At 60.7% G+C, this 17,666-nt stretch carries 14 protein-coding genes and 1 riboswitch; of the genes, 6 read left to right on the forward strand and 8 right to left on the reverse strand.

The window, feature by feature from the left end; all coding sequences use genetic code 11:
- Window positions 1-86: 86 nt before the first annotated feature.
- A complete protein-coding gene (locus G3480_RS15285; protein ID WP_164654757.1) occupies window positions 87-578 on the reverse strand; it encodes a DUF2452 domain-containing protein in 492 nt (163 codons plus the stop codon).
- Between the two features lie 127 nt (window positions 579-705).
- Here G3480_RS15285 and G3480_RS15290 point away from each other — a divergent pair, with 127 nt between their 5' ends.
- Entirely contained in the window at window positions 706-1,878 is a 1,173-nt protein-coding gene (locus tag G3480_RS15290) for a class I SAM-dependent methyltransferase (protein ID WP_164654759.1), read from the forward strand.
- 377 nt (window positions 1,879-2,255) lie between these two features.
- Here G3480_RS15290 and G3480_RS15295 read toward each other — a convergent pair whose 3' ends face one another.
- Both G3480_RS15295 and G3480_RS15300 read right to left on the reverse strand, forming a co-directional pair.
- Complete coding sequence (locus G3480_RS15295; protein WP_164654760.1) at window positions 2,256-3,176, reverse strand: bile acid:sodium symporter family protein; 921 nt, start codon at window positions 3,174-3,176, stop codon at window positions 2,256-2,258.
- Between the two features lie 94 nt (window positions 3,177-3,270).
- On the reverse strand, window positions 3,271-4,548 hold the full coding sequence (locus tag G3480_RS15300) for an O-acetylhomoserine aminocarboxypropyltransferase/cysteine synthase family protein (protein ID WP_164654762.1): 1,278 nt from the start codon (window positions 4,546-4,548) through the stop codon (window positions 3,271-3,273).
- A 229-nt stretch (window positions 4,549-4,777) separates the two neighbouring features.
- Between G3480_RS15300 and G3480_RS15305 the strand changes: the two genes are divergently transcribed.
- Entirely contained in the window at window positions 4,778-5,632 is an 855-nt protein-coding gene (locus tag G3480_RS15305; protein WP_164654763.1) for a pentapeptide repeat-containing protein, read from the forward strand.
- A gap of 66 nt (window positions 5,633-5,698) precedes the next feature.
- On the opposite strand, the gene sat is transcribed toward G3480_RS15305, so the two are convergent.
- Window positions 5,699-6,886, reverse strand: coding sequence for a sulfate adenylyltransferase (sat, locus tag G3480_RS15310; RefSeq protein WP_164654764.1), 1,188 nt, complete (start codon window positions 6,884-6,886; stop codon window positions 5,699-5,701).
- Between the two features lie 1,191 nt (window positions 6,887-8,077).
- On the opposite strand from sat, the gene G3480_RS15315 reads away from it, so the two are divergent.
- Window positions 8,078-8,296 (forward strand): hypothetical protein, encoded by a 219-nt coding sequence (locus G3480_RS15315; protein ID WP_164654765.1) that lies wholly within the window; start codon window positions 8,078-8,080, stop codon window positions 8,294-8,296.
- A gap of 52 nt (window positions 8,297-8,348) precedes the next feature.
- Here G3480_RS15315 and G3480_RS15320 read toward each other — a convergent pair whose 3' ends face one another.
- Window positions 8,349-9,041, reverse strand: a complete 693-nt coding sequence (locus G3480_RS15320; RefSeq protein ID WP_240905836.1) for a transglycosylase SLT domain-containing protein — start codon at window positions 9,039-9,041, stop codon at window positions 8,349-8,351.
- 371 nt (window positions 9,042-9,412) lie between these two features.
- Between G3480_RS15320 and mepK the strand changes: the two genes are divergently transcribed.
- A complete protein-coding gene (gene mepK, locus G3480_RS15325; protein ID WP_164654767.1) occupies window positions 9,413-9,952 on the forward strand; it encodes a peptidoglycan L,D-endopeptidase MepK in 540 nt (179 codons plus the stop codon).
- Between the two features lie 391 nt (window positions 9,953-10,343).
- Here the strand turns inward: mepK and G3480_RS15330 are convergent, their stop codons facing one another.
- The gene (locus G3480_RS15330; protein WP_164654768.1) at window positions 10,344-12,182 is read right to left on the reverse strand and encodes an RNB domain-containing ribonuclease; all 1,839 of its coding nucleotides are present in this window, start codon (window positions 12,180-12,182) and stop codon (window positions 10,344-10,346) included.
- Window positions 12,183-12,365: 183 nt separating this feature from the next.
- On the opposite strand from G3480_RS15330, the gene ygfZ reads away from it, so the two are divergent.
- Window positions 12,366-13,418, forward strand: coding sequence for a CAF17-like 4Fe-4S cluster assembly/insertion protein YgfZ (ygfZ, locus tag G3480_RS15335; protein ID WP_164654769.1), 1,053 nt, complete (start codon window positions 12,366-12,368; stop codon window positions 13,416-13,418).
- Window positions 13,419-13,601: 183 nt separating this feature from the next.
- Here ygfZ and lysS read toward each other — a convergent pair whose 3' ends face one another.
- Both lysS and prfB read right to left on the reverse strand, forming a co-directional pair.
- Window positions 13,602-15,143 carry a lysine--tRNA ligase gene (gene lysS, locus G3480_RS15340; protein ID WP_164654774.1) on the reverse strand — a complete coding sequence of 514 codons (1,542 nt, stop codon included), beginning with the start codon at window positions 15,141-15,143 and terminating at the stop codon, window positions 13,602-13,604.
- Between the two features lie 157 nt (window positions 15,144-15,300).
- Window positions 15,301-16,399, reverse strand: a protein-coding gene (prfB, locus tag G3480_RS15345) for a peptide chain release factor 2 (RefSeq protein ID WP_164654770.1) whose coding sequence is annotated in 2 segments (ribosomal slippage) — window positions 15,301-16,323 and window positions 16,325-16,399 — 1,098 coding nt in all. Because the reading frame shifts where the segments join, the coding sequence is not laid out codon by codon here.
- Between the two features lie 325 nt (window positions 16,400-16,724).
- Window positions 16,725-16,818: riboswitch (cyclic di-GMP riboswitch) on the forward strand.
- Window positions 16,819-16,881: 63 nt separating this feature from the next.
- Here prfB and G3480_RS15350 point away from each other — a divergent pair.
- Window positions 16,882-17,666 (forward strand): PKD domain-containing protein (locus tag G3480_RS15350; RefSeq protein WP_164654771.1); only part of this gene is annotated, 785 nt, incomplete at its 3' end.

Consider the following 17,666-nt stretch of genomic DNA (forward strand, 5'->3'; position numbering starts at 1 on the left):
GAGTGATCCCGTCCGAAATCCCCCCTAGCCCCCCTTTGCGAAAGGGGGGAAGTTGTTGATGGACACTTTCTAAGCCTGACAATGACTCACGTCTCGGAGGACAGTCCGCCGATGCGCAGCAGCTGGTCGACCAAGGCGCTCGTATCCTCTTCTCGGCTCGCGTGCTCGGCCGGGGTCCAGGAATAATCGACCTCGAGACGGTAGGATCCCAGAAACGCATGCGGACTCCGGCCACCCCAGTCATCCGGCGAGAGCATCGAGAAGAAGGGCCGGCCATTGGCGCGCCGGTAGAGGTGATAGGTTTTCCCAGGGATGCGCTTGAAGGCGCATTCAGCATGCGCCAGAACCTGCTCCTCGCGCGCATCGGAAAGCACCTTGCGGGCCTCCTCCTGCAGGTGTCGGATCTGGTCGGCAATGACGCGCAGCTTGGCGCCCGTGCGCGCGCCGAGCATGGACTCGGCCTTGGCAACCTCGGCGGCCAGCTCGCCGGTGTCGAAGGACGGCGCTAGTCGACTTACAGGGTAAGGCGAGCTGTGTGCCGCGCCCTTATGAATCATGGCTTTGTTATCGTCGGTCATCTGCAAAGGCTCGTCTCTCTTAGTCTTTTCAGCAGAGCATGGCGCAGCTTCGAGGCAGCTGGGTCTGCGATGCCAACCAGGCAAGCAAGACCAGGCGTTCAGGTCTGCCGCCCACTTGAGGTCGCTCATGAGCAATCAACATGCCGCACCAGAAGCGTCGGAACCCGACATCCAAGCCGAGATCAGCGCTCGACTGAATGAGCGGATTCGCGGCGAGATCACCGCAGCCGGTGGCCTGCTCCCCTTCGATCGCTTCATGGAGCTGGCGCTCTACGCACCTGGGCTCGGCTACTATGTCGCCGGCGCGCAAAAGCTTGGAGCAGCGGGCGATTTCGTGACGGCCCCCGAGGTCTCTGCCCTCTTCGGGCGTTGCGTCGGGAACCAGTGCGCCGAGGTCTTGCAAGAACTTGGCGGCGGCGATGTCTTTGAGATCGGGGCCGGGAGCGGCGCGCTCGCCGTCCACATCCTCGCCCATCTCGAACAGATCGGCACCCTACCCCATCGCTACCGAATTCTCGAGCCCAGCCCAGATCTCCAAGCGCGACAGCGTGCGCTCCTTCGCGCCGAAATCCCCCAGCTTGCCGAGCGCTGCGAATGGCTGGTTGATCTCCCAAGGGACCTGCGCGGTGCCGTGGTCGCGAACGAAGTGCTTGATGCCATGCCGGTACATCGTTTCCAAGTTGGTCCCGCCGGCACGATTTTGGAAGTCTTCGTGAGCAACGCGGGGGAAAGGCTCACCGAAATCACCGCGCCCCCTCGCTCGCCCGGCCTAACCGCGGCGGTTGCAGCCTTGCAGTCCGAGGGGCTGGCCTGCGCGCACGGCTACAGCTCAGAGGTCAATCTGCGCCTCGCGCCTTGGATGAAGGCACTCGCCGACTCCCTGACGGCCGGCCTGGTGCTCCTCATTGACTACGGCTACCCCCGATCGGCCTACTATCAGGCAGACAGGCACATGGGCACCTTGATGTGTCACTACCGCCACCAAGCCCATGACGATCCCTACAGGCGCTTGGGCCTGCAAGACATCACGGCGCACGTCGACTTCACTGCGGTTGTCGAGGCCGGAGCGGCTGCCGGCCTGGAACTGGAGGGCTTCACGACACAGGCCAACTTCCTCATCGGCTGCGGCATCGATCACATCCTTGCCGACGCCGAGGAGAGTCTCGATCTCGCTCAAGGCGTCAAGCAACTCCTGCTGCCGACGGCCATGGGCGAGCGCTTCAAGGTCATGGGGCTCGGCAAGAAGGTCTCCGGCCCCTGGAGTGGATTCTGCGTCCGTGACCTGAGCGACCGTCTTTAGAATGCTTGAGGGCGCAAAATGCTTGCAGATGAGTCAAATTTCGATGAAGCGTCCGACCATCCAAGGCCGTCGCTATCGGTATCGGTATCGGTATCGGTATCGGTATCGGTATCGAACCGACGATAGCGATCCTGATGGCATGACTCGTCGGTCTGAGGCGAAGCCTCGCTAGGAGTCTGTCCGATTCATCCTTAGAAAGTGTCCATAAATTGTTTCCCGATGCGAGCGATGCCGCCCGAAATCCCCCCTAGCCCCCCTTTGCGAAAGGGGGGAAGTTGTTGATGGACAGTTCCTTAAGTCGGACAGGCTCCTGGGCGCTTGCCGGAAACGCTCATGCCAGCTGGTGCCGGATCGAGCTGCGCCTTCAAGGGCCCCTGTCAACGAGGCTCATCAGCGGCATCCCGTCGCGACCACCAGCTCGCGAGCGCCGCCCCTGAAAGGTTGTGCCAGACCGAGAAGAGCGCGCCTGGCAAGGCCGAGGCCGCGGAGAAGTATTTGACCGCGAGCGCCACGGCCAAGCCAGAGTTCTGCATGCCGACCTCGATGGCCAGAGTGCGAGCGCTGCGTCTGTCCTGACCTAGCGCCCGCGCGGCCCAATAGCCAGAGAGCAGACCGACGGCGTTATGCAACACCACCGCCAGCAGGACCAAGCGCCCAACTTCGACCAGGCTGCTGTGGTTCAGCGCCACGATAATCGCAATGATGACAAGGATGGCGGCCATCGAGACCAGGGGAAAGACCTGCTTCGCGCGCTCGAGCCGGGCGCCAAGGAAGCGATTGATCAAGAGCCCCAAGGCGACTGGTGCGAGGATGATCTTGGCGATCGAGATCAGCATATCCAGGGCCGGCACCGGGACGCGCTCGCCGACATAGAGCCAGGTCAAGGCCGGGGTCAAGAGCACGGCCGCCAGGGTCGAGACCGTGGTCAGCGTGATCGACAGGGCAACATCGCCGCGGGCCAGGTAGCAGATGACATTCGAGGCCGTGCCGCCAGGACTGGCGCCGAGCAGCACGAAGCCTACGAGCAAGGCCGACGGCAGGCCAAGACTCAAGCCGATCAGCCAGCCCGCAAGCGGCATGACGCCATACTGCAGCGCCATGCCGAGCAGGATGATACCCGGCCGCCGCGTCACGCTGGCGAAGTCGTCCAGCGTCAGGGTGATGCCCATCCCGAACATCACCACCCCAAGGAGCGGCACGATGGCCGGCTTGAGACCAACCAGCCACTCCGGCATCCCAAGGGCGATGGCGACACCGATGAGCGCCAACAGCGGAAAGAGCGTGATGGAGCGATTCATCGGACAACCGCCACAGGGCCTTCCAAGGCGCGCCGCGCACAAGGACCCGAGATGGGACTCAGCACTTCACCACTCGCATTCCCGACGCCCAAGCCTAGCCTGCCGCAGACAATGCCTGGTCCAAGTCTTCGATGATGTCGTCGATGTGCTCGATGCCGATCGACAACCGAATGAGGTCTTCCGAGACCCCGGCACGGGTCAGTTCCTCAGGTGACAACTGGCGATGGGTCGTCGTTGCCGGATGGCAGGCCAGCGTCTTGGCGTCCCCGATGTTGACCAGACGCACGGCGAGTTTGAGTGCGTCGATGAACTGAGCACCCGCCTCGCGCCCGCCCTTGATCCCAAAGGACAAGATGGCGCTTGCCTTGGCGCCGTCCATGTACTTCTGGACCAAGGGGTAGTCCGGGCTATCCGGGAGGCCGGCATAGCGCACCCACTCGACCTTCTCATGCTCCTTGAGGAAATTGGCGACCGCCACGGCGTTCTCGCAGTGCCGATCCATGCGCACGGGAAGGGTCTCGATCCCCTGCAAGATCAGGAAGCTGTTGAAGGGCGAAATCGCCGCGCCCATGTTGCGCAGCGGCACCACGCGCGCCCGCGCGATATAGGCCGCCGCTCCCAGCGCCTCCGTATAGACGACACCGTGGTAGGACACATCCGGCTCGGTGAGCATGGAGAAGCGCTCGGCATGATCGGCCCAGGGAAACTTGCCCGAATCCACCAAGAGCCCGCCGATGGTGGTGCCGTGTCCGCCCATGTACTTGGTCAGGGCGTGCACCACGATGTCTCCGCCATGCTCGAAGGGGCGGCAAAGATAGGGGCTGGGCACCGTGTTGTCGACGATCAGGGGCACGCCATGCGCATGCGCCATATCGGCAATCGCCTGGATATCCGCGACATTGCCGGCCGGGTTGCCGATCGACTCGCAGAACACCGCCTTGGTGCTCGCGTCGATCTGCGCGGCCATGCCCTCGATATCATTGGGCGCCGCGAAACGCACCTCGATCCCCAGACGCGGCAAGGTGTGCGCGAAGAGGTTGTAGCTGCCGCCGTAGAGGGTCGAGACCGCGATGATGTTGTCGCCCGCTTTGGCGATGGTGAAGATCGAGTAGGTCACCGCAGCCATTCCGGAGGCTAGCGCAAGACCGCCAACCCCACCCTCCATGGCAGCAACGCGCTGCTCCAGCACGTCGCTGGTCGGATTCATGATGCGGGTGTAGATATTCCCCGGCACCTTGAGATCGAAGAGATCCGCGCCGTGCTGGGTGTCATCGAAGGCGTAGCTGGTGGTCTGATAGATGGGCGTGGCGACCGACTTGGTCGTTGGATCTGGGGCGAATCCGGCATGAATGGCCAGGGTCTCAAGCTTCATGAATCGACTCCTTCGCGTGGCTGATTATGGTTCGTTCTTATTGAAGATCCCGCAGGCTTCGGAGAGCAATACCCTGGTTCTCGGGCCGAATCCATTGGCGAGAGCTAGACTTGTCGTAGGAGGAACCTGGGCCGTCCCTCCGAAGCAGATGCGATCACGACCGAATGATACCGTCGCAAGCACGGCTTCGATAAGAAAACTGCGGCCGTCATCCCAGAGGACACGCGCAATGTTAGAGATCAAAGATCGCGAGACGGGCGAGATCCTGGAAACCATCGACGCCGATTCACTCGTGGGTGCGGATCTCAGAGACATGACCCTTAACGGCGCTGACCTGCGAGGCGCGGACCTCACGGGCGCCAACTTGACCTCGAGCGACCTGAACGGCGCCTGCCTGAGCAACGCCATTCTGGTCGACGCCACCCTCATCGGCGCCCACCTCAAGGACGCCGATCTATCCGGCGCGAATCTCTCCCGCGCCCGACTGGGTGACGAGCATCCATCACGCTCGGCCATGCTGACCGGCGCGAATCTCGAGAAAGCCAAACTCGTGGGTGCGGATCTGCGCGGCGCGGAGGTCCGCTACGCAAATCTCAAGGGGGCAAATCTAAGCCGCGCGGATCTGCGCGGCACGGATTTTCTTGGCAGCAACCTCTGCCACGTGACCGCCGCTAAGGCGCTTTTCATCAAGGCCAATCTGCGCGAAGCCAATCTCTGCCACGCCGATCTTCGCGACTGCCATCTGAACGACGCGAATCTGGTGCGAGCTAGCCTGCACGAGGCAGATCTCGCCTCCAAGACTCCCGACGGCTTCACTGTCATCAACCTGGCCAACTTCGAGGGAGCCGATCTGAGCGGCGCCAAGATGCGCAGCGTCTCTGCTCAGGACACCAACTTCAGGCACGCCAATCTGACCGATGTGGATCTCACCAACGCCATCCTCGGTGGCGCCATCCTGCACCGCGCGGATGTGAGCAATGCCGACTTCTCAGGAGTCGAGCTGGCAAGCGTCACCATGGAGTTCGCCAATTTCTCGAAGGCACGGAACGCTGTCGTCCCCTCGTACAAGAAGAACTTGCGTTGAGCCAAAATGAATAAGCCTGCCGTAACGCGGTCACGGCAGGCTTATTGAGCTTTCTAGCTCAGCGGGTTACTGCGATGATTTGTAGTAATCCATGAGGATTTGAGCCACCTCTGGCCGTGAGAACTCTGGCGGCGGGGCGATGCCGCTCCCCAGCATCTCGCGCACCTTGGTGCCAGAGAGCAGGACGAAGTCCTCCTTCGTGTGGTCTGGCGCCTCGCACATCATGACCACCCGATTGAGCTTCTTGGAGTAGGCCGTGTGGTCGGCCTTGAAGATCTCGATGTCGAGCACGCCCGCGGGAACTTCCTCGTCAAAAATGGTCTGCGCATCGAAGGCGCCATAGTAGTCCCCGACACCAGCGTGATCGCGCCCGATGATGAAATGGGTCGCCCCCATGTTCTGCCGGAAATAGGCATGGAGCACGGCTTCGCGCGGCCCAGCATAGAGCATATCGAAGCCGTACCCCGTCACCATGGCGCTGTTCGGCGCGAAGTAGAGTTCGACCATCTTGCGGATGGCGGCATCGCGCACGGGCGCCGGAATGTCGCCTGGCTTCAGTTTGCCGAGCAGCATGTGAATGACCAGGCCGTCGCAGTCGAGCCGATCCATGGCCATGTGGCACAACTCTTCGTGCGCCAGATGCATCGGATTGCGCGTCTGAAAGGCGACCACGCGCTTCCAGCCCCGCTCGGCGATCTCATTGCGGATCTCGACCGCAGTGCGAAAGGTATCCGGAAAATCCGCCTGAAAATAGGAGAAGCTAAGGACTTCGATAGGCCCAGACACCGCGAAGCGTCCTTGTCCATTGAAGGTTGCGACGCCTGGATGCTCAGCGTCCAGGGTGCGGTAGACCTTTTCTGTCATGGTCGCCATCTGAGCGTCCGAGACCTCTTCGATCATCTCGACGTCCATGATCGCCAGGACCGGATGCCCCTCCACGTTCGGGTCACGCAGCGCGATTCGCTTCGCACCCTCGATCGCACTCACGTCCTCGAGGAGACAGAGCACCGGCACCGGAAAGAACTGGCCATTCGTCATGCGCATGGTCTCAGCGACACTGAGCGCATCGGCCAGATTCATGAAACCTGGCAAGGGACTGAAGTAGCCTCCCCCCATCATGACCGCGTTAGCGGCCGCCTGCGAGCTGAGCAGGACCTGTGGCAGCGACTCGGCCTCATGCATCAGCGCGTGATGCCGATCCGCGTCGTAGACAAAGAGGGGTTTTAGGACATCTGAGCCCACGGGTTTGATCATTGCCTGTCTCTCCTTTCGGCTTCATCCGGCGTCCAGCGCCATGGCACGGACAAAGCGGATGAGACGGTTTCGTTAGATTGCTGTGGCATCGCCAATGACAGAAGCGCCCGCACGACCTCGCACGGCGGATGGCATTGGATCGTCGGAGCGGCGCCAAGTGGCTGCCTTGCCCCTCGTGACTAAGCTGCGCCGAAATCTTAGCGCGCCCAGTGCGCTTGAAGCTGGGGCAGCTCGGATACCCCGTACTCGAATCCTGAACTCGCGAATCCGGCTAGAGGGCGCCGGATGGGCGTCTTACCAGAAGTCCCTGACTTGCAGCCGAACCCTGGCGTCAGCTTCCGACTGGCTTCGTCCCGCTCTTGGACCCAAGATCCGATGCTGCCCCAAGTCTAGCGAGGCTTCGCCTCAGACTGACGAGTCATGCCATGGGGATCGCTATCGCTATCGCTATCGCTATCGGGATCGCTATCGTCGGTTCGATCCCGACGGCCTTGGATGGGCAGACGCTTCATCGAAATTTGACTCATCTGCAAGCATTTTGCGCCCTCAAGGATTCTAGAGCCAGTCCCGACTCTGCGAGGCTTTTCTGACGATAAGCCTGCTACCTCGAACGATACCACGGCTCGAATGATTGCTTTACAAGGATCTACTTATGGAGCCAACAAATTTCCCCCAAGGACAGCTAGGGACATCTCGTGGAGGATTGCGCTAGAATCCCGGGCTTTCCGCGCGCTGACCGCGAAATCTTAACCTGGGTCTAGGTCGCACTGAAGCGACCATGAGTGCGCTCGGAGGCTGCCTGATTCAGCTGATCCGCGCCCCGCAGGCTCGCGAGCGCGACCACTTTGACAGGCGCAAGTCAATTTGACAGGCGCCTCACCACCTATCGGTTTTATGTAGCCAGGGCTTCCAGCCCTGGCAAACCAGGCCAGGATGGCCTGGCTACGCAGGCTTGGAGCGGCTGTTCCGGTTGATTTCGGGAAACCCATAGGTGTTGAGGACAGGCGCAAGTCAAGTTGATGAACAAGCCTTGAAGCCTCAACGACGACGGACCGCGAAGCTTCGCGCGAGTGACACGAGTGACACAAGCATGATCTCGCTTGTTGAAGCTCGCTTGCGGGTCGTGCCCTGGGGACTATCGCCGGTCTTCGCGTTCCCGCCTCTCCAACCGCCAGATTCGAGTTCAAATCAATGCCGTATTTTGTCTACAAGATTTCACCCCCAAGAGTCCTGGAGTACATCGAGACCTGTGATCGCTACCAGGAGGCGCGCGAAATCGTGCGCGACCGGCGCAAGAGCGAGGCGCGCGACACTGGAGTCGAGTTCCGGCTCATCTTCGCGAAACAGCAAGGTGATGCAGAAAGGCTCCTCTCCACACCACGCGACGAGCGCGTGATTGGAGAGGACTGACCGAAAAGGTGGGGGCCGGAACGCGACCTAGACCAGGGCGAGCCTGCTCGGCCTAGCGGGCCGTCATGATGAAGCTCGAGGGACGCTCGGCACCATAATACTTGAGCACCTTGCGCACGTAGTTCTGCGTTTCCGAGTAGGGAGGGATGGAGCGCCCGTACTTGAGCACCGCGCCTTCGCCGGCGTTGTAGCCAGCAACGGCAAGCTTGACATCCTGGTCGAACATGTCGAGTAGATCCCTCAGATAGGCCGCTCCGCCCCGAATGTTCTGCGCCGGATCGAACGAATCCCCAACGCCATATCGCCTTGCAGTGGCCGGCATCAGCTGCATCAGACCTTGTGCGCCCGCATGAGAGACCGCCGTGTGTTTGTATGCCGATTCGGCCCTGATCACGGCATGTAAGAGCGCTGGCGAGAGTCCGTAGCGACGGGCATTGGCTCGCACCAAGTGCTCGACGCTCGCCCGCCGTTTCGCCATCGACTTGCTCACTGGCTCAGCCTTGCTCGAGCGCACCCGGCCACGCGCAGCGATCCTTCTCCCCGTCTTGTCCGCGATATAACTCTGCTGGTTTTCGCGCACGAGCTTACGCGCTTCCCGGTGCCACTCCAGCTTGTAGCGATTGCCTTTCAATGGCGTGTCTGTGAAGTAAACATTCCCAGAGCCATCGACATATTTGAAGACGTCGGCATACACGGCGGTCACAGGGGTGACAGCCACGGCAGCGAAGAGAAGAGCGGTTTTCAAGGGTCCGCGCATTGATCAACTCCCGGATTCAGCAAACACCATCATCATAGCTCAATTCGCGTGATTGCGAGCACCTCAAGGCATCGCGATGTGGTCAGCATCACAGTTTACGTTCTGATATATCAGACTCGCGACGCAACTTCACGCTCCTTAAAGCTCAGTCAAGTGCTTTATTAAGATGATATTTAAATTCCTTTTTTATTGAAAATTTATAATTGTTTCTTCTCAAGCTACATGAGCTTGACTTAAGAATATTCTTGAACTTAGAGTCAGCAAGCACTCGAAGAAAATTCTCATTGCTTTCTTCATCCGCTTGCCTATAATTTCAACCCTCAGAGATTATCAACGTCTTATAATGTACCGGGGGGAGCATGAATCGACGTTACTTTCTTGGCGCTGCACTATCCGCCGTTGCCGCACCCGCAGCCGCTGGACGAACATTCCAGCGCTCATTCGAGCAGGTGCGCACCCTGTCTTTCTATCATCTGCACACCGAAGACAAGATCGACGTCACCTACCGCATCGGTGATCGCTACCAGAGGTCGGCATTGCAGCGATTGAATCATTTCTTCCGGGACTTCCGGAACGGTGACACAACCCGCATGGACCCGCGCCTCTTTGATCTGCTGTACGACCTCAAAGTCTCGCTGGGCGATCGTGACGCCCGCTTTCATATCATCAGCGCCTATCGCTCACCTGAAACGAACGCCAAGCTCCGTCGCGCCTCGAGCGGCGTCGCCAAGAACAGCCTCCATATCAAAGGCCAGGCGATGGACATTCGCTTCCCCGACTTGTCCACCCGCTCCCTTAGAGACGCAGCCATCAGGCTGGGCCAAGGTGGCGTTGGATACTACCGCCGCTCCGACTTCGTCCACGTGGATACTGGCGCAGTTAGGACCTGGGGAGCCTGAGACCACCAAGACACGGCGACAAGTGCGCTGTCGTCAGGGCTGTGGGCACGAATCTGTCACGATAAGAAGCCTGGATCTGTGATCCGGGTTTCTTTTTTGCCCAGTGAAAGCGCGCGCCCTGCGTCAATCGCCGACTTTTTTGACCTCGCGCAGCGAAAGCGCCTTCCCCACAAAGTGTGAAAGACTATCGACTTACAGCGGACATCTCACTGACGAAGGTCAAGTGACGGGGGATTCGCGATCGGCCGGCAGAGACACGGCCAGCGTTTCTCTACCAGCGAAGGGCATCTCGGAACCTCAAAGGAACCTGAGTTCACTTTGCTCACCGGCCATAGGCCGCAAGAAACTCAGTGGCCGACGCCGGCCGCCCCACCCAAGAGAGGCGTTGGCGCTAGGCTACCCCAAGCGTTCGGAAGCTCGCGCTGAGACCGGGCAAATCGACCTCGTTCACCGCCAGCCGAAGCCGCTGGTTCAGGCTCACCTCGTCGCGGACGCGAACGCGCGCCTCCATCGCCAACTCGGGAACCAAGACCACCGTCTTCCGCTCATCGATACCCACCACGACGCCCTCACCTTTCCAGTCAGGATTATCGCGTAGAAAAACCAGCTTCCAATGCTGATTGGAGAGCCTTTCCCCGCGCCGGATCGCTAGCGATGCCGTATCGGCCTCACCGATGCGGCTCAGAACCTGCTGCTCATCAAGGAGGCTACGACCAGCGAGCCAGGCCCGCAGCTGCTGATGGACAAGCAGGTCCGAATAGCGGCGCAGCGGACTGGTCGCACGGGTGTAGAGCGGCAGGCCAAGACTCGCGTGAAGATCGGGCGTGAGGGAGAGCTTGGTAGGCTTGAAGCAGCGCCGCCTGCTATACATGGCCGCCAGATCGCTCGCCTCTTCGCCCGACTCTGGCGGTGCCTGCGTTGCGAAGGGGATCGGGATCTGATGATCGATGCAAAGCCGCGCCGCAGCCTCGCCAGCCATGAGCATGGCATCGGTCACCAGGTCACGGCTCTTCAGGCGCGGAAGTGGCCGGATACGAACGCTGTCATCCTCGACCTTGAGGCTAACCTCGGGGAGATCGAGACGGCTCGCGCCGTTCGCCCGGCGCCGCGCCTGAAAACGCTCGGATATGGCCGCCATCTCAGAGAGGATGGGATCACCAGCCATCAGCCGCTCCTCGGCCTGCGCGTAAGTCAGTCGCTCGACCCGCACCCAGGTCCGATGGAGTTCAATACCACTCAAGACGCCCTCGGTATCAACCCGTAACGCGAAGGACAGCGCCGGCGAGACATCCTGCAAACCGAGGCCCAGGCGCTCGGTGACTCCGGCGGGTAGCATGTTGATGATGCCCTCGGGCAAATAGAGATTCGCCCCCCGTGCCCGCGCCTCAGCCTCCAGCGGCGATTCCGGCTCGACCACGGCTGCGACGTCGGCAACATGCACCCAGAGGCGACCGTCATCCAAGGCCAGGGCATCGTCCGGATCACAACTGCCCTCGTCGTCGATGGCGAAGGCTGTCAAGTGGGTAAGATCCAAACGCTCCTCGTCCGGCAGTGCCGGAACCTCCAACGCCGGATCGTCCATGAGGATCCCCTGGCGCAGCGGATGTGGATTGAAGCTGGTAGGCCAATGACCAACCCGCACCAGAGCACGGTGGGCATTTTCCTGCGTCTGTTGATATCCAAGTGCCTCGAGGATTCGACTGTGCTCTGACCTGTTGAGCGCGAGACGCTCAATCTCGCCGAGCCGCTCTACGTCCTCTGGACCCGGACGCGCTTTCGCCATGCGATCCAAGAATGCCTGCCAGTCACGCTCGGCGGCCTCTTTAGAGGCACGCTCCGCCAGCTTGTGCTCCACCACTTCCCGCGCGTGGGCCTGGATGGCTTGGGGTGTGCCGCTGAAGTTCAGCCCCTCAGCCACCAGCTGCCAGGCAGCCCAAGCCGTGGCCGGCGTGAAGTCATTGAAGGCGAGTTCGGTCAGATCCTTGAGATTGGTCTCGCCCCCCTCGAGCAACTCCCAGGCCTCCGTCAGCTCACCTGCCTGAGGTCCGAGTTCATCAAGATTGCGCAGCGGACCTGGATGCAGCAGCTCAATGTCTTTCGGTCGAACCCGCTTACTCTGTCCGCCATCGAGTTCGATCTCAATCTTGTCGCCGACGCTCACGACCCGAGCGGGACGGACCTTGTAGAGCACGAGGCTATCCACGGGCGGTGTCGCTTGGTGTATGGACAAAGTGCTCAATCTCCGAATGTGCTTAGTTTGATGGCTTGAACTGAGGCGTCGTAAGGCCAAACTGGCTTGCAGCGACGGTCAGCCCGGCCAGACTTTACGCTTCCGAGCGAATTCATCGAAAATCGATGCAAGTGATCCACGCGTCAGCCCCAGGGCGACGCCAACTGTCTCGAGACACATACCATGACGAATGAATGGCGGGATTTCCTTACTAGTCACAAGGCCCAGATCAATGCTCAGGGCGCCATCCGCTTCCCGAAGGTCGAGCACAGCGTCGCCTGCAGACTCTTCGATCTCTCGCATCTCGGCCTCATTGCCGCAACCGGGGACGACACCAAGGCCTTCCTGCAAGGGCAGCTCACGAACGATACCCGAGAGGTCTCGGAAACCTACAGCCATCTCAGCGGTCACTGCAGTCAGAAAGGCCGCATGCTCGCGCTCTTCCGTGTCTTCGAGCGCAACGGGACCACCTACTTGCAGACCCCAGCGGAGCGCATCCCGGAAGCGATCAAACGTCTCGGTATCTTCATCCTACGCAGCAAGGTGACGCTCACCGACGCCAGCGATAGTCTGGTGCGCATCGGCCTGGCCGGTGATTGCGCGCAGGACTTGCTCGCCGCAAGCGGGCTGGACGTGCCCGCGCGTGACAATGGCCTCGCCACCACGAGAGAGATCACCGCCATTCGCATCCCTGGCCCCACACCACGCTTCGAGCTGCTCGCACCGGTCGCCGCGATGACCGATCTTTGGGCAAAGCTGGCCGAGCATGCTACACCCGCGAACACCGAGGATTGGAAGCTTTTGGACATCCAGGCCGGACTGCCGACGGTCTATGACGCAACGGTCGAAGCCTTCGTCCCCCAGATGACGAACCTCCACTTGGTCGAGGGCGTCAGCTTCCACAAGGGGTGCTATACCGGCCAAGAGGTCGTCGCACGCATGCAGTTTCTCGGCAAGCTCAAGCGGCGCATGTATCTGGCGGAGGTGGAGACAGAGATGCCGCCCCGGCCAGGCGATGCACTCCATTCCTCGGCAAGTCAGTCGCAGCAAGTCGATGGTCGTGTCGTCGAGGTCGCCCCACTCTCCGAGGGTCGCTACGCGCTGCTAGTCGTGACCGAGATCGCAGCGGCCGAGGCCGGCGACGTGCGCCTCGGTGAAGAAGGCCCCAATCTCATCAACCTACGCGAGCCCCCGTACGGCTTCCCTGCGCCCGAGGCGGAGTCGGGAAGCAAATAATTTACCTGAATTAATCCGTCTAGTGATTTATCTAATAAGGATTTTTAGCCTTAGACGCTGTCTGAAAAACCTCGTACAAGGGGCGACCTTAGTCGCCCTTGGCGCTGCCGGGAGGGCGAATGAATTCGCCCCTACCGCTCGGGCGATTGCAATATTCAGACAGCCTCTTAAGTACCGCAGAAACTAGCCAGCGCCCTCTGGGCGCATATGGGGGAACAAGAGGACATCGCGGATCGAGGCAGAATCGGTGAAGAGCATCACCAAGCGGTCGATTCCGATGCCCTCGCCCGCGGTCGGCGGCATCCCATGCTCCAGGGCGCGAATGTAGTCTGCATCGAAGTACATCGCCTCTTGGTCTCCGGCATCTTTTTCGGCCACCTGCTGCTGGAAACGCTCGGCCTGATCCTCCGCGTCGTTCAGCTCGGAGAAGCCATTGGCGATCTCCCGCCCCCCGACGAACAGCTCGAACCTGTCGGTGACGAAGGGATCCTCATCGCTTCTGCGTGCCAGCGGTGAGACCTCTGTCGGGTATTGGGTGATGAAGGTCGGGTCCATCAGCCGTGCCTCGACCCTCTGTTCGAAGACCTCGAGCTGCAGCTTACCGAGCCCCCAGGTCAGCTTGACCTGAATACCGAGGCGCTCGGCGAGTGCGCGCGCCCTGTCCAGATCGTCAATATCGCCCGGCTCAAGCTCAGGATTGTACTGGAGGATGGCCTCACGCACGCTGAGTCGGGCGAACGGCCGACCGAAATCATAGGTCGCGCCCTGATACTGGATCTCGGTCTGCCCAAGCACCTCCGTCGCCATGCGTCTGAGCATGTCTTCAGTGAGGTCCATGAGATCCTGGTAATCCGCGTAGGCCTCATAGAACTCCAACATGGTGAATTCCGGATTGTGCCTTGTTGAGAGCCCCTCGTTACGGAAGTTGCGATTGATCTCGTAGACCCGCTCGAATCCCCCGACGACCAGCCGCTTGAGGAAAAGCTCGGGGGCAATGCGCAGGAAGAGCCGCATGTCGAGCGCGTTGTGATGCGTGATGAAGGGACGGGCGACCGCACCGCCCGGAATCACCTGCATCATGGGCGTCTCGACTTCGAGATAGTCGCGTCCGTTCAAGTAAGTCCGGATGAACTGAATGATGGCCGTGCGCAGCAGGAAGGTCTCCCGCGTGCCATCATTCATGATGAGATCGAGATAGCGCTGGCGGTACCGACTCTCCATGTCTGTCAAGCCATGGAATTTCTCAGGTAATGGCCGTAACGCCTTGGTTAGCAAGCGAATGCTATCGCAGCGAACCGAGAGTTCGCCGGTCTTCGTCCTGAACAGCACGCCCTCGACCCCTAGGATGTCGCCGATGTCCAGATCCCGCTTGAAGCTCGCGTAGGCGTCTTCGCCCACCAGGTCGCGCTGCACGAAGAGCTGCATCCGCCCAGACATATCCTTGATGTGCGCAAAGCTTGCCTTGCCCATGACACGCCGCGTCATCAAGCGCCCAGCCACCTTGACCCGAAGGCCGCGCTCCTCGAGGGCGTCCGCGTCCAGCTCGCCATACTTGGCATGCAGCTCGCCAACGACCGCGTCGCGCCGGAAATCATTGGGGAAGGGATTTCCCCGCTCGCGGAGCTGAGCAAGCTTGTCGCGCCGCTGCGCAATCAACTTGTTATCTTCGTTGGTATCGGTCTGCTCTGGACGTGCTGCTGACTGGGGTTCGTCATGCTGGCTCATAATGGACATGGATCTCCGGGAGCTTGGACAGGGGGCGCGGCATGAGTGGCCGATCCGCCCTGACCGAAGAGGAAAGCGGGCTTCCTCTTCAAAAACTTGAAGCGACGCAGCGATAGCGGTCGCTGACTAGATGGCAAAGCATTATTGTATCAGCGACTTACAGACCACTCTTGAGGCTTGCCTCGATGAAGGGATCGAGATTGCCGTCGAGCACCGACTGGGTATTTCCAATCTCAACATTGGTGCGCAAGTCCTTGATCCGGGATTGATCTAGCACGTAGGAGCGAATCTGACTCCCCCAGCCGATGTCGGACTTGCTGTCCTCCACGGCCTGCTGACTCGCCTGGCGCTTTTGCATCTCCAGCTCATAGAGCTTGGCCTTGAGCTGCTTCATCGCCTGATCCTTGTTCTTGTGCTGGGAACGGTCGTTCTGGCACTGGGTCACCATCCCGGTGGGCATGTGCGTAATGCGCACGGCAGACTCGGTCCGGTTGACGTGCTGACCACCCGCGCCACTCGCTCGGTAAACGTCGATTCGGAGATCCGCCGGGTTGATATCCACCTCGACGCTGTCGTCGATCTCAGGAGATACGAACACGGCCGCGAATGAGGTGTGGCGGCGATTGCCTGAGTCGAAGGGCGACTTGCGCACCAAGCGGTGCACGCCGGTCTCTGTGCGCAGCCAGCCAAAGGCGTACTCGCCCTCAAACTTGATGGTCGCGGACTTGATGCCAGCGACCTCGCCCGGCGACGCCTCCATCAGTTCGGTCTTGAAGCCGCGCCGCTCGCCCCAGCGCAAATACATGCGCAGCAGCATCTCGGCCCAATCTTGCGCCTCCGTGCCACCGGATCCGGCCTGAACATCCACGAAGGCATTGTTCGCGTCCGTCTCGCCCGAGAACATCCGGCGAAACTCCAGCTCGGCGATCCGCGTCTCGTACTCGGCCAGATCCGATTCCAGCGACTGCAAGGTCGCCTCATCGTCTTCTTCCGCGGCAAGGGCCAGCAGGTCGTCCGCATCCGTGAGCGATGACGTCATCTCGTCGATGGTGACGACGATACCCTCGAGGGTCGCCCGCTCGCGCCCGAGTGCCTGGGCCCGGCTTGGGTCATTCCAGACCTCGGGATCCTCGAGTTCGCGGAGAACCTCTGTCAGGCGGTCTTTACGCTCCGCGTAGTCAAAGATACCCCCTGAGGGACCCCAAACGTCCCTTCAGATCGTTGATTTGGTGAGCGATCGGATTCGTGTCGATCATTGGCGTGCCCGTTGGATAAAACCATTAATTGTAGCCGTGCCTGAGTCCCGGTTACTAGAGGTCTTGGGGCGTAAAATGCTTGGCAGAGGTGTCGAGCCCTCCGGCCTCGATCGTCGTCTGGCCAGTCGCGCGATCTCTGGGAGCCGCACCCAGGTTGCTTTGCCTGAAGGATACACAGCGCCTACTCAAGCCACGGGGTGGGCCGCTGATCAAGCCAGCCCTCCTGTCGGATCCCTCAGCGCGCAGTCTGGCACCCAGTCTCGGCAAATGCGACTTCGCTCGCATACCGCGCCGTCCTTGCTCCATATACTCTGCCATACCAAGAATCCGACAACGGCAAACTGTCCGAAAGGGCAGGACGCAAAGCCGCTGGCCTAAGTCTCGGGGTCTCCCCCGGATACGGCAGCAGGGCTGCCGAAGATTCGAGCGCCTCCTTGCGGTGGCGCCGATGAATCGGCGCTCATCGACATGGAGCGCTCACAATGCTAAAGACCACCCTCTTCCTTGAACTCGCAACTGGCCGGAACCTGCGGAGCACCTCTTTCAGGGCTCCATTGACGACGCTCCTGTCACTCGTATTCCTGTCCGCGTCTGCCACCGCCCAGTCGGCGGACATCAGCTTGGAGTGGGACTCGATCTCGGACGACCGAGTCGCCTTCTATGAAGTTCACTGGGGCAGCGAGAGCGGAGCCTACCAAGGGCGTAGCACTGCGACCTCCACAAGCGCGACCTTAGCGGGATTGGAAGCAGGTGCGACCTACTACATTGCCGTGCGAGCCTGTGCCGAGGACGGCACCCAATGCAGCGAGTTCTCGAACGAGCTGAGTGCGACGACCCCGATTGCTCAAACCATCGCGCCAACCGCCAATTTCACCGAATCAAATACCTCCGGCCGCGTCCCGCTGACGATCCTCTTTAGCAGCACCTCTCAAGGAAGGGTCGACTCCTGTCAGTGGGACTTCGGTAACGGCCAGACGGCGACCGGCTGCCAAGCCGCCCAAACCTTCTCAGAGGCCGGACGCTTCTCGGTGACCCTGACCGTGCAGGGCCCGGGCGGCATTGACGTGGTAACCAAGTCTGATCTTATCGCGGCGGAGAAGCCGCAACCTATCACAACCGATCCGACGAATCCGACGAACCCCACGGATCCCGGTACTGATGATAGGACTCCGATCGATGAGGCGCTGCCAATCGAGTTCGGTGAACTCAGTGTCAACCATGAGTGGCAGCGCGTGGATTTCGCAAAGACGTTCGCTGACCCCATCGT

The organism is Thiorhodococcus mannitoliphagus (assembly GCF_010915725.1).
GTDB lineage: Bacteria > Pseudomonadota > Gammaproteobacteria > Chromatiales > Chromatiaceae > Thiorhodococcus > Thiorhodococcus mannitoliphagus.

Coding starts and splice junctions, on each gene's coding strand:
- G3480_RS15285 (WP_164654757.1), bottom strand. CDS start 578: ATGACCGACGATAACAAAGCCATGATTCATAAGGGCGCGGCACACAGC.
- G3480_RS15290 (WP_164654759.1), top strand. CDS start 706: ATGAGCAATCAACATGCCGCACCAGAAGCGTCGGAACCCGACATCCAA.
- G3480_RS15295 (WP_164654760.1), bottom strand. CDS start 3,176: ATGAATCGCTCCATCACGCTCTTTCCGCTGTTGGCGCTCATCGGTGTC.
- G3480_RS15300 (WP_164654762.1), bottom strand. CDS start 4,548: ATGAAGCTTGAGACCCTGGCCATTCATGCCGGATTCGCCCCAGATCCA.
- G3480_RS15305 (WP_164654763.1), top strand. CDS start 4,778: ATGTTAGAGATCAAAGATCGCGAGACGGGCGAGATCCTGGAAACCATC.
- sat (WP_164654764.1), bottom strand. CDS start 6,886: ATGATCAAACCCGTGGGCTCAGATGTCCTAAAACCCCTCTTTGTCTAC.
- G3480_RS15315 (WP_164654765.1), top strand. CDS start 8,078: ATGCCGTATTTTGTCTACAAGATTTCACCCCCAAGAGTCCTGGAGTAC.
- mepK (WP_164654767.1), top strand. CDS start 9,413: ATGAATCGACGTTACTTTCTTGGCGCTGCACTATCCGCCGTTGCCGCA.
- ygfZ (WP_164654769.1), top strand. CDS start 12,366: ATGACGAATGAATGGCGGGATTTCCTTACTAGTCACAAGGCCCAGATC.
- lysS (WP_164654774.1), bottom strand. CDS start 15,143: ATGAGCCAGCATGACGAACCCCAGTCAGCAGCACGTCCAGAGCAGACC.